The organism is Paenibacillus sp. FSL H8-0537 (assembly GCF_038051995.1).
Classification (GTDB): domain Bacteria; phylum Bacillota; class Bacilli; order Paenibacillales; family Paenibacillaceae; genus Pristimantibacillus.
The window spans coordinates 2,835,382-2,847,905 of sequence record NZ_CP150290.1 but is presented as its reverse complement, the minus strand read 5'-3'; the positions used below and the strand labels follow the sequence as shown (position 1 = coordinate 2,847,905).

Annotated in this window: 11 protein-coding genes; 1 reads left to right on the top strand and 10 read right to left on the bottom strand. The window is 51.1% G+C overall.

Going from position 1 to position 12,524, the window contains the following annotated elements:
• Positions 1-94: 94 nt before the first annotated feature.
• From rpoZ to MHB80_RS11980, 6 genes are all read right to left on the bottom strand, one after another.
• The gene (gene rpoZ / locus MHB80_RS12005; RefSeq protein WP_341282351.1) at positions 95-304 is read right to left on the bottom strand and encodes a DNA-directed RNA polymerase subunit omega; all 210 of its coding nucleotides are present in this window, start codon (positions 302-304) and stop codon (positions 95-97) included.
• Between the two features lie 15 nt (positions 305-319).
• Complete coding sequence (gene gmk / locus MHB80_RS12000; protein ID WP_341282350.1) at positions 320-937, bottom strand: guanylate kinase; 618 nt, start codon at positions 935-937, stop codon at positions 320-322.
• Positions 938-950: 13 nt separating this feature from the next.
• Positions 951-1,211 (bottom strand): DUF370 domain-containing protein, encoded by a 261-nt coding sequence (locus MHB80_RS11995; RefSeq protein WP_005548256.1) that lies wholly within the window; start codon positions 1,209-1,211, stop codon positions 951-953.
• Positions 1,212-1,645: 434 nt separating this feature from the next.
• Positions 1,646-3,541, bottom strand: coding sequence for a bifunctional homocysteine S-methyltransferase/methylenetetrahydrofolate reductase (locus tag MHB80_RS11990; RefSeq protein WP_341282349.1), 1,896 nt, complete (start codon positions 3,539-3,541; stop codon positions 1,646-1,648).
• A gap of 13 nt (positions 3,542-3,554) precedes the next feature.
• Entirely contained in the window at positions 3,555-4,385 is an 831-nt protein-coding gene (gene dapF, locus MHB80_RS11985) for a diaminopimelate epimerase (RefSeq protein WP_341282348.1), read from the bottom strand.
• A gap of 121 nt (positions 4,386-4,506) precedes the next feature.
• Positions 4,507-7,299 carry a calcium-translocating P-type ATPase, SERCA-type gene (locus tag MHB80_RS11980; protein WP_341282347.1) on the bottom strand — a complete coding sequence of 931 codons (2,793 nt, stop codon included), beginning with the start codon at positions 7,297-7,299 and terminating at the stop codon, positions 4,507-4,509.
• Positions 7,300-7,488: 189 nt separating this feature from the next.
• On the opposite strand from MHB80_RS11980, the gene MHB80_RS11975 reads away from it, so the two are divergent.
• Positions 7,489-9,282, top strand: a complete 1,794-nt coding sequence (locus MHB80_RS11975) for an NFACT RNA binding domain-containing protein (RefSeq protein ID WP_341282346.1) — start codon at positions 7,489-7,491, stop codon at positions 9,280-9,282.
• Positions 9,283-9,528: 246 nt separating this feature from the next.
• Here the strand turns inward: MHB80_RS11975 and MHB80_RS11970 are convergent, their stop codons facing one another.
• From MHB80_RS11970 to MHB80_RS11955, 4 genes are all read right to left on the bottom strand, one after another.
• Positions 9,529-10,392: a PHP domain-containing protein gene (locus MHB80_RS11970; protein ID WP_341282345.1), complete on the bottom strand. Its 864-nt coding sequence runs from the start codon at positions 10,390-10,392 to the stop codon at positions 9,529-9,531.
• Positions 10,393-10,403: 11 nt separating this feature from the next.
• The gene (locus MHB80_RS11965) at positions 10,404-11,315 is read right to left on the bottom strand and encodes a selenium metabolism-associated LysR family transcriptional regulator (RefSeq protein WP_341282344.1); all 912 of its coding nucleotides are present in this window, start codon (positions 11,313-11,315) and stop codon (positions 10,404-10,406) included.
• Between the two features lie 159 nt (positions 11,316-11,474).
• Positions 11,475-11,912: a hypothetical protein gene (locus tag MHB80_RS11960; protein ID WP_341282945.1), complete on the bottom strand. Its 438-nt coding sequence runs from the start codon at positions 11,910-11,912 to the stop codon at positions 11,475-11,477.
• Positions 11,913-12,235: 323 nt separating this feature from the next.
• The gene (locus MHB80_RS11955; protein WP_046230587.1) at positions 12,236-12,499 is read right to left on the bottom strand and encodes a YlbG family protein; all 264 of its coding nucleotides are present in this window, start codon (positions 12,497-12,499) and stop codon (positions 12,236-12,238) included.
• Positions 12,500-12,524: the final 25 nt, after the last annotated feature.

The window sequence follows — 12,524 nt, the reverse complement described above, 5'->3', positions numbered from 1 at the left end:
GTATGGACACCCTAGTTTCCGAAACAAAAAACAACCGCCATAGATGACGGTTGCTCTCCTGAATACCATATAAGCTGACTAAAGGGCCAGCAGCCTACTCGTCGATCGGTTCTTTCGATTCTACAACAACGATGTCGCCGTAAATCTCTTCAAGAGCTACACCAACAAATTTCGCCGATCTTGGCGATTTAAGCTCGGATTTTTCCCCATTGCGCAGCATGCGCGCGCGTCTGGATGCTGCAACGACTAGCGAGTATTTGCTGTCGACTTTCTTAACCATTTCATCAATAGAAGGGTATAACATGTTCCATCTCCTCGCTTAGGCTTTCTCGATTGCAGCTGGCAGCTCGCCCAGCTCCGCTAAATATTTGCTTGCCTTGCAATGCTCGGCGGTAAGGATGCTCTCAATCCGATGACAAGCGGCTTCAATCTCATCATTCACGACCGCATAATCATAATGGCTAAGCAGATTCATCTCTTCTTCCGCCACCGTCATCCGGTGATTGATCGTGTCCTGCGACTCCGTGCCACGCCCTGTAATGCGCTGCTTCAGCTCATCCAAAGATGGCGGCACGAGGAAAATAAACACGCCTTCCGGAAACTTTTCCTTAACCTTCAAAGCGCCTTGAACTTCAATTTCCAAAATGACGTCCTGACCGCCTGCCAGCGTCCGTTCAACGAAATCGCGCGGCGTACCGTAGCAATTGCCGACATACTCCGCATGCTCCAGCAAGGCATCGCAAGCCATCATTTCCTGAAACTGCTCTCGGGTCTTAAAAAAATAGTTTACGCCATCAATTTCCCCTTGCCGTGGCAAACGAGTCGTCGCCGAAACAGAGTATACGAGATTAGGCATCTTTTTTCGCAGAACGGAGCATACCGTCCCTTTACCTACGCCGGATGGACCGGACAATACAATTAACAATCCCTTATTCATAAGACTCCCCGTACTATTCGTCGTTATCGTCATCCTTAGTGGAAAGACGGTGTGCTACCGTCTCCGGCTGTACTGCTGATAGAATAACGTGGTCGCTGTCCGTAATAATTACCGCTCGCGTACGTCTTCCATATGTGGCGTCAATAAGCATATGACGGTCGCGCGCTTCCTGGATAATCCGCTTAATCGGCGCCGATTCGGGGCTCACGATTGAAATAATGCGGTTGGCTGACACAATGTTGCCAAAGCCAATATTAATTAGTTTAATAGCCAAGTAAGCTCCCCCTCCGGTCTCCCTCGTGCAACTGCCCGAATAAACAAGATATTAAGTATAAGTATTTGGACGATGAATGCACTCCACCTGCCAAATAACGGCAGAACTATTGCATTATTGTTGACGAAAAAAGTCCGGGGCATACGTTTTCCGCTAGGCGGACGTATAAACAACATCCGAACTGTACGACAGCCTGTCCTCGACTTGTTATTCCAAACAGTCAGGGAGGCAGTATTCATTAGTATACATCTTAAATGATTTTGGCGCAACGAACAAGGGCAAAGCGCAAATTCTACCAAGGTGAAACGGCTGTCGCCTTCCTCTGGCGGCAAAGCTAACGTTTCGCGATGAAATATAAGCCATTTATAAATGTGAAACTTATAAATGCTTATATTTATGAAAATAGCACTTTCCCCTTATTCATTTCAATACTATTAACGATGAACGCCTGTTTTCTCCCAAACATATTCCGTAAGCTGTACCGCCATATCATAGAACATAAACGGCGTAATCAGGTAAATGCCTTTGAAATGGAGCACTGCCTCGTCTAGAAGCTCCTTGGCAATACGGACGCCTTCAGCACGCCCCGCTTCCCCTTCAAGTCCAGCCATCCGCTGGCGAACTTCATCTGACAGCTGGATGCCCGGCACCTCATTGTGCAAGTACTCGGCATTGCGCCCGCTCGCAAGCGGCATAATACCGATAAACACAGGAATCGGAAGATGTTTTGTCGCCTCTGCCACTTGTTTAATCAAAGCCGTGTCGTAGACAGGCTGAGTCATAATGTAATCGGCCCCGGATTTGATTTTCCGCTCCAGACGCTGCACCGCTTTGTCCAAATGCTTCACATTCGGATTAAAGGCGGCACCGACGATAAAATTCGCTTTTTGCTTCAGCGGCTTGCCCGAGAAGGCAATCCCCTCATTAAGCTGCTTCGTCATGCGGATCATCTCAAAGGAGGTGAAGTCATACACGGAGCTGGAATCCGGCAAATCACCAAAGCGTGCAGGATCACCTGTTACAGCAAGCACATGGTCAATGCCCAGCGCATCAAGGCCCATCAAGTGGGATTGCGTACCGATCAAGTTGCGGTCTCGGCAAGCAATGTGCACAAGCGGACGCAGGCCGACCTTCTCTTGCACAAGCGCAGCGAGTGCCAAATTGCTCATGCGCGTAACTGCAAGGGAATTATCCGCCATCGTAACCGCGTCCGTTCCACATGCCTTCAGTGCTGCTGCTCCCGCCATAAACTTGCTAATATCCAAATCGCGAGGCGGGTCCAGCTCTACAATAACGGTATGACGCTCACGGACCGTATCCACGATGTTCGGCTCAGTTGGCACAACAACATCCGGAATTTCCAGTTTCACTGGTGGCTGTTGATTCATAACAAGGGTCTCTGCTTCTGCAACAGCCGTTTCTCCAGCTGCCTGTGAGCCGCTTTGCGGTGAATAATGGTTCAGCGCTGCTGCCATAGCAGCGACATGCTCAGGTGTCGTACCGCAGCAGCCACCGACAATACGTGCTCCGTAATCGGCAAATTCACGGGCAGACGCTGCAAAATATTCCGGCGTTGCCGCATACGTATATTTGCCATCCACATAGTCAGGAATACCAGCGTTCGGAAAAATCGACAGCGGCCATGTGGCTTCCCCTTCAATCGCTTTCATCGCCCTCATAATCCCATTCGGGCCGCTTCGGCAGTTAAAGCCAACGACATCTGCGCCTTCCTCAGTAAGCTGGTCGAACGCCTGTCTTAGGCTGACGCCATCCTGCGTACGGCCAACGTCTTCAACTGCGAATTGGCAAATGACCGGAATATCCGTAAGCTTGCGGGCAATCCGCAGTGCCAGCAGCATTTCGTCAAGATCGTAAAACGTTTCAAGCATAAAGCCGTCAACGCCTTCTGTCAGCAGCGCCGCCATTTGGCGCTCATATGCATCGCTGACGCGGACGGTTCTTGTATTTTTAAGCTTTCCGGCGCGAATCGAGCCGACCGCCCCTACTACGTAAGCATCCGGGCCGGATGCAGCGCGGGCAATGCGGACACCGGCACGGTTAATCGCTTCCATTTCCGCTTCCAAGCCGTAAATCGACAGTTTTTCCAGGTTTGCCGAAAACGTGTTCGTTTCAATAACCTGTGCTCCCGCTTCATAGTAGCGGCGGTGAACATTTTCGATTACATCAGGGCGCAAAATATTAAATTCCTCATAGGAAACGCCGACAGGGAACCCCATTTGATAAAGATAGGTTCCCATTGCGCCGTCCCCCGTCAAGATGCGCTCAGCAATTGCTGAGCGCAAATCCGGTTTGCTGTTCATCTCTCCCATAGCCGTATCCGCCTTATAAAGAGCCGCGGAAAACTTCAGCCGCTGGCCCTGTCATATATACGTGATTGTCCGCTTCATTCCATTCAATGAGCAAATCCCCGCCCTTAAGCGTTACCGTTGCCGTCCGGTCTGTATAACCATTCAGCACCGAAGCAACGACCGTCGCGCAAGCGCCAGTACCGCAGGCAAGCGTCGGGCCAGCACCGCGTTCCCATACGCGCATTTCCGTATGCTCGCGGGAATTGACCGTTACGAATTCCACGTTGATTTTGCGCGGGAACATCGGGTGAGTCTCCAGCTTTGGCCCCCATGCTGCCAAGTCGAAATTAGCCGCATCATCTACATAGATTACGCAATGCGGATTGCCCATAGATACAGCAGTGAAGCGGAACTCACGGCCGTCTACTTCAATCGGATGCTCTACAACCTGCTCCTGGTCAACCGTAGTTGGCACCGCCAGGCCATTCAAAATCGGCTCGCCCATATCTACGCGAACGGTTTGAACTTTACCGCCCTCTACTCTCAATTGAACCGCCTGCGCACCTGCGCCTAGCGTTTCAATCGAAATTAGTTCTTTATCAGTCAAGCCGTTGTCATAAACGTATTTTGCGACGCAGCGAATGGCGTTGCCGCATTGCTCTGCTTCAGAGCCGTCAGAATTAATGATTCGCATGCGGAAATCCGCATTTTCCGAAGGTAAAATGTATACGAGACCGTCTGCGCCAATGCCGAAAAATCGATTGCACAAATCGATAGCAAGCTGTGCTGCGTTATCAGGTAGCTGCTGCTCGCCTTCAATAACGATAAAATCATTTCCTAATCCATGCAATTTAGTGAAGTTCATTATATTTACGCTCCTTTGCCGCGGCTATCATTGATAAATAAAAGATTCTGATTAATGATAGCATACTGCAAAGCTTGGATAAACACTATTCACTAAATACATCAACATTTGTACTTTTATGTTATCTCGTCGACATTTTGGAGCCAAACGTCAGCTTGCCCGATTTGTTTTTAGGCTTGGATGTGCCCAGCACGCTGCCAATACCCATAAGAAACGTCGGAATTCCCGCTGCAACAAAGACGAGACACCATTCGCGCAGGCCAAGCGGCACCGTTTTGAAAATAGGCTGCAGCGGCTCAATGTACAGCACGCCAAGCATCATAATGAGCGACGATAATACGGCGAGCACCAAATACCGATTTTGCAAAGGATTGCGGTGAAAAATCGAGCGCGAGCTGCGGCAGTCAAACACATGAATGAGCTGCGCCATTACGAGTGTTGCAAACGCAACCGTCTGCGCCTTTACTAAATGCTCGGTGCTTCCCGGCGCCTCGATCAGCGTAATCCAGAATGCCCCCAGTGTACATAAGCCGATCAGCAAGCCGCGGCTAATGATTTTCCAGCCAAGGCGGCGGGCAAAAATGTTTTCTTTCGCCGAACGCGGCTTCTGGCTCATTAAATCCTTCTCCGCCTGATCGACGCCAAGCGCCATCGCCGGCAGCCCGTCGGTCACCAGATTGACCCATAAAATTTGAATCGGCACGAGCGGTAGCGGCAAGCCTACCATCATCGCAAGCAGCATCGTCATAATTTCTCCAACATTGGAGGCCAGCAAGTAGCGAATGAATTTGCGAATATTTTCATAAATATTCCGCCCCTCCTCAATGGCCGAAACAATGGAAGCGAAATTGTCATCGCTCAAAATAAGGGCGGACGCTTCCTTGGATACGTCCGTTCCGGTAATCCCCATGGAAATACCGATATCCGCTGCTTTAATGGCTGGAGCATCGTTTACTCCATCCCCTGTCATCGCAACGACATGCCCTTGGCGCTGAAGCGACTTGACGATGCGCAGCTTATGCTCCGGTGATACGCGGGCATAGACGTATACATTGTCAACGAGACGATCGAGCTGCTCATCGCTCATGCTTTCCAGCTGCTTCCCGCTCATCGCAATGCCGCCGCGAGGCATAATGCCCAGCTGCCCAGCAATGGCTTCTGCAGTCAACTGGTGGTCGCCCGTAATCATCACCGTCTTGATGCCTGCGCGGCGGCATACCGCAATCGCTTCCCTTGCTTCGCGGCGCGGCGGGTCAATCATGCCCGTAAGCCCGACGAATACGAGCTGGCTCTCCGCCTCCGTCTCGCTATTGCATTTATCAGTCGCCCGCAGGTCACGGTAAGCGAGACCAAGCACACGCAGCGCTGACTGGGCCATCTCTTCGCTGGCCTCAGCATATTTTTTCTTAAGCGTGCCTGTAAATGGCACAACCTTGCCATCCCACAGCACATAGCTGCACTGGTGCATGAGCACATCTGGAGCGCCTTTCGCATAAATGACGCGTCCTCCTTGATGGGATGCGAGCACCGACATCAGCTTGCGCTCCGAATCGAACGGGAACTCCCGCTCACGCTTGTACAGTCCTTCCAGCGATTTGGCGGTCAAGCCGAGCTTCGCCGCCAGCACAACGAGTGCTCCTTCGGTTGGATCGCCACTCAGCACCCACTCCTGCTTCGCTGCCCCTGCATTTTTGCCACTGCGCTTGCGTCCTTCCTCTGGCTCCACCTGATAAATCGAAGCATTGTTGCACAGCGCCGCAATTTGCAGCAGCCGTTTAAGCGAGGCGTCGTGCTTCATATCGACGGGCTCCCCGCCCTCCATAATGGCTCCGACGGGCTCATAGCCCTGCCCGGTTACATCGAGGCGCCGCCCGCCCATCCAAATGGTCGTGACGGTCATTTTATTTTGGGTCAGGGTACCTGTTTTATCTGAACAAATAACCGAGGCACAGCCAAGCGTCTCCACCGACGGCAGCTTTCGTACGATGGCCTTGCGCTTAATCATCCGCTGCACGCCGAGCGCGAGTGCGATCGTCACAATAGCGGGCAGTCCTTCCGGAATTGCCGCAACAGCAAGGCTGACGCCAGCCAAAAACATGCCATATGCAGGCTGTCCATGCAAAATTCCTGCTGCAACAACGATAATCGTCAGGCCGATGGCGACGGCAATCAATATTTTGCCAAGCTGCTCCAGCCTGTGCTGCAGCGGCGTTTCCATCGACTCCGTCTGCTGGATAAGCTCAGCAATCGTGCCCATCTCCGTCTTCATTCCGGTACGAATGACCATGCCCTTCGCGGTGCCCCGTGTGACCATTGTGCCCATAAAGCCAATGTTGCGCTGATCTCCGAGCGGCAGATCCGCCTCTGAGATCGCCATCGCATGCTTGCCGACAGGCACGGACTCGCCGGTTAGGGCCGACTCCTCCGTATAGCAGCTATTCGCCTCAAGCAGCCGCACATCAGCCGGAATCCGGTCCCCGCTCTCCAGCACGATGACATCGCCAACGACCAGTTCCCTCGCTGGAATGTCCATCATTTGCCCGCCGCGCAAAACCTTGGCCGATGGGGCCGACATTTCTTTTAGCGCATGCAGCGACTTTTCTGCACGAAACTCCTGCACGAAGCCGAGCACGGAATTAATGACGATAATAGCGATAATCGTTACCGCATCCAAATATTCGCCCAGAAGCCCCGATATAAGAGTAGCGCCCATGAGCACCAATACCATAAAATCCTTGAACTGATTAAGAAACAGCATGAACGGCGATACCCGCTTGCCTTCGGTCAGCTCATTGTGCCCATCCCGCTGCAACCTTTCCGCCGCTTCAGCGGCAGCCAGCCCCTGTTCCGGGATGCTGTTCAGCGCTTGCGTCAGCTCCCCTTTACCCAATTGATGCCATTTCAATTGTTCCATCGCTTCTTTTCCCTCCCGTATATGCCTCAGCGCCCCTCGGACAGCCTCTCAAGCCTAAATGTATTCGGACAACCCGCAAAATATCCCAACAAGGGGTTAAGTTTTTGCCTCAACTATGGCATGATAGAGAGATACGTACCGATTTCAGGAGCCCTTCAGTGACCTGAAACATAAAGGAGCTAGCGAAATATGGCCTTAGACGGCATTGTCATACATGCAATAACCGATGATTTGCAGCGCTGCATCGGCGCACGCATTCATAAAATCCACCAACCGACAGCAAACGACCTTATTTTCAGCATTCGCGGAGCCGGAATGAGCGGCAAGCTGCTGCTTTCAGCCAATCCTACTTATCCGCGGCTTCATTGGACAACGGGCACTTATGTCAATCCAATGGAAGCCCCGATGTTCTGCATGCTGCTGCGCAAATATTGCGAGGGCGGCGTCATTGAAGCGATTAGCCAGATCGGACGGGAACGAATTATACATATCGATATTCGGCACCGCGACGAGCTCGGCGATTTATCCTTGAAACGCATTATTATTGAAATTATGGGGCGGCACAGCAACATTATTTTACTAGATCCGGCTACGGGCATTATCCATGACGGCATCCATCATGTCACGCCATCCATCAGCAGCTTCCGTATCGTCATGCCGGGCAGCAGCTATGTATCTCCCCCAGACCAAGGAAAGCTTGACCCGTTTTCCATTGCCCGAGAAGACCAGTTCCACGAAGCGTTCCACAAGCCAGAGCCAGCTCACACGCAAGCAGCTGGCGATGAAGCTGACAGCGCGCCAGCAGCGGAGAAGCAAGCTAATACAGAGGCTCCCGTTTCTCAGCAGCTGGTAGAAGCTTTCAGCGGTTTAAGTCCGCTGCTCGCCAAGGAGATTGCGTTCCGCGCCAATGATTCCGCAGCTGCCTTATGGCCAAGCTTTTCTGCTTTAATGGACAAAGCAAAGCAGGGCGAATTTGACCCTGCCATCGTGACGAATGCTAAAGGCAAACCATTTTTCTCCGTCACAGCGCTCACTCATTTGGAAGGGGAAACCACAAGCTTCCCTACCGTCAGCGAAATGCTGGAAGCCTTCTATGGCGACAAAGCCGATCGGGATACGGTGAAGCAGCGCGCCTCCGACCTCATTCGTTTTGTGCAAAACGAAAAAGCCAAAAATATTAAAAAAATAAACAAGCTGGAAGAAACGTTGGTTGACGCGCATGATGCCGATAAATACCGCGTCCTTGGCGAGCTGCTTACCGCCTACATGCATCAAATCCAGCGCGGGGATAAAGTAGCAACATTAGTTAACTTTTATGATGAAAATCAAGCAACGGTCACAATTGAGCTTGATCCGCAGCTCACGCCGTCAGACAATGCACAGCGCTATTTCCGCCGCTATACGAAGCATAAGAACAGCATCGCTGTCGTTGGGGAACAGATGGAGCTGGCAAAGGCAGAGATTGATTATTTGTCCTCCCTGCTTCAGCAGCTCGACAATGCGTCGCTTGCCGACACGGAGGAAATTCGCGAGGAGCTGGTTGCGCAGGGCTACCTGCGGGATCGCAGCAGCAAGCGTGGGCCAAAACGCAAAAAGGCGGCCCACCCTTCCTTGCTCTGCTACACCTCTTCCGAAAACATTGCGATTTATGTAGGCAAAAACAATACGCAAAACGAATATTTGACGAACCGTCTCGCTTCTTCCTCCGACACCTGGCTGCATACGAAGGACATCCCGGGTTCGCATGTCGTCATTCGCGGAGGCAGCTTTGGCGATGCTACACTTGAAGAGGCGGCTATGCTGGCGGCGCATTACAGTCAGGCAAGATCGTCCAGTATGATCCCGGTGGACTACACGATGATTCGCCATGTGCATAAGCCGAGCGGAGCCAAGCCTGGCTTCGTCATCTATGACCATCAGAAGACGCTTTTCATTACGCCAGACGAACAGCGCATTAAAGCACTGCCTTCAAAAATCACCTAATTAAAACAGTAGGCTTCAAAAGGCCAGCCTCATCTGCACCATCTAACCTTGCCTACCTTGCCTACACGCCACAAGTGCAAAGTGCAAACGGCTATCGCCCGTCCTCTGGCGGCAAAGCAACCGTTTCGCGGGTGAAATATACGCCGATTATAAGGGCGATACTTATATTCTTATATTTAAAAAAAGGACGTGAACCCGCTGCTAAGCACAGCTGGTCACGTCCTTTTTGTTTATTAAGATCTATTTTTACAAATTCACGTCGTTCAATCCAGACTTCAATTGCTTCAGGACACCCACATCCACCGTCCGGCTGCCGATTGCGCCGTGAAATACTTTGCCTTCCCGTTCGCCGTGGTAATCAGAGCCTCCGGTTATAATCAGGCTATATTGCTCAGCAAGCCGCAAATACCTTGCTTCCTCCTGCGGCCCGTGGTCAGAGTGATACACCTCAATGCCCTGAACGCCGCCGCTGCGTATCAATTGCTCCACCAGCTCGTCGTTGCCGTATAGGCCAGGATGAGCGAGTACGCTCACGCCACCCGCTTCTTTGATCCAGGTAATCGCTTCATAGGGATTTACACGAGGCGGATTGACATAGGCAGCGCTTTCCGAAGCAAGATAACGGTCAAACGCCTCCCGCATGTTGGAGACTGCTCCTTTACGAACGAGCAGCTCCGCGATATGCGGACGGCCTACCGTCTTCCCGCTGACCGCGCCCCCAGAGTGCTCCAGTGCAACCGCCGTAACCTCCGCAAGCGTTATGTCTATACCCAGCTCTACAAGCTTGGCAACGATTAATTCATTGCGAATGTCGCGGACAGAGCGCAGCCCCGTAAGACGCTGCTGCCATAATTCATCCCGCCAATTCGCATAATAGCCGAGCACATGTATGTCCTGACCATCTGCAATCGTACTAAGCTCTACTCCCGGCACCACCGTGATGCCTACACGCTCACCCTCCGCCAGTGCCTCATCTACACCAGCCATCGTATCATGGTCGGTAATCGCAATAGCTGCCAGACCGGCTGCCTTTGCAAGCTGCACATTGCTGCTGGGAGAGCCTGTGCCGTCCGAAGCTGTCGTATGTGTATGTAAATCTACCTTTCCCATAACTTCACTCCTCATAGCCATTTCCTCAAATCATTTTCCCTAAGAAACGTTAAAAAAGTGACCGCAGAAATCGGCAGCAGCGCAGATTTCAAATAAATGGAATAAAACTGCCGTTTAAACTTCGTATCCACAATCGGCACGCTATGCAGCAAGCCCAGCGCAATTTCATGCTTGGTCGATGAGGAGGACAGAAATGAAATGCCTAAGCCCGCTTCTACCGCACATTTTACCGCGCCAGTGCTTCCAAGATCCATGACGACCTTCAGACCTGCAGGATCAATATTTTTGCGCTTAAGCTGCTCTTCCATCACAAGCCTCGTTCCAGAACCTTGCTCACGCAGCACAAAAGGATAGCTCGCTGCCTCGGTAAGCGTCACATCCGTACGCCCCGCTAGCGGATGTCCCTGCGGCACAACGAGATGCAGCTCATCGCTCATGACGGCCTCCATCTGCATATCCGGATGATTGACTGGCGCTTCAATGAGTCCAAAATTCAGCTGGTGATTAATAATATCCTCCATTATTTGCGCCGTATTCATCACCTTCATGCTGATGGCAATGTCCGGATAAGCTTGTCCAAAGGGACCAAGCAGTCGAGGTAATATGTATTCGCCTATCGTCAAACTGCCTCCAAGCAGCAGCCGTCCCTTTAATTGCTTCGTAAACAAGCTCATCGCTTGATCTGTATCTCTAATAAGCTCAATGCTGCGTCTCGCGTATGGCATCAATTCCTGCCCCGCCTCCGTCAGCTCGATCCGCTTCGTTGAGCGCAGCAGCAGCTTCGTGCCAAAATAATCCTCCAGAGACTGAACCTGCATCGTCACCGCCGGCTGGGTCATATGGAGCGCTTGCGCCGCAGCCGAGAAGCTGCCCCGCTCCGCAACGGTATAAAAAATATGCAGTTGATGAAAATTAAGCGCCATCTGTCCGACCACCCTTTCCTCTGCCCTATATTATACTATATGGCTAGGCCAAAACGCACGAAAAAGCGCAAGTCTCGTTCATCGCACGGCTAGCTGCTGCTTCACCATGCTTGCGAATCGAAGATGCGCTTTCATTTTTAATTAAGTATAAGGGCCGGTTTATTTTTTCTTGCGGCTATTTTTAACGAGCGTCATCCGCCGGGAATGGCGCAGCCAGGAATAATAGGATTTCAAATCTCGTAGCTCCATCGTCTCCGACATTCGGCCAAGGAATGTCACGATAATCATTTTGTGCAGCGGGTTCCCCAAGATGTCCGTATCTGTCAGGGAAGGCGAAAATTCGGCTACGAATACCAAATCATTGTCAATTAAATAAACATCCTGCTCATTGCGGTAATACGACTCGACTCGGCCCTGCTTCAAGCATTCCCACAAAAACTCTGCGATGTCCTCATAGCCCGTTTTTTCATGCTCGACACGATCAATCCAGCGGCTACGGGCATGATTCGTAATGACAATATCAGAAACTTTCATATCGCCCAGATCGACATAGAATGTTTCATAGGTGCTCCAACGTTTCGTCAACTTGTCCTTCATCACGAACCCTCCTCCTAAAGAACCAGGCCTTTATGACTATTATATCAAGTATTTTACCATGATTGACCGATTTTACAACAGAAAAAATGCTGAATTTTAAAAATAACAGTTGACGAGACGGCACTACGGCTCCAGTTCTGATTATGAACCCGCCATAGGCTTGCAAACTCAGCATATCCCTTTACTTTCATGAAACCGATTTTTGCTTCGCTCTTCGATGAGGTTCATTTCATAATCATACTGAATCATATTGAGCATAAAAAATAGCCCAGGTGGGTTGTCCCCATCTGGGCTATTGCGCACAGCCTGTTCGCTTCTAGCAGCTACATGCTGTAAAACCTTGTTTTGTCTTCACTGTCCTTCGTGTATTCCGTCCGCAGCTCATTCCGGAAGGAACGTTCAATTCTGCGAACGAAAGGCAAACGTCCAATATTGCGCAGCACTTCTTCGGCACGTTCGGCATTTACGTAAATGACGACATAATGCATTTTGCGCGACATGTAATGAACGGTGCCGTGTTTTTCAAGCGATCTTGCCGCCTTCAGGTCACTGACCCATATAATATAACCCGTCCGTTCCGGTAACAATACTATTCCCTCCACCTGTGTAAAA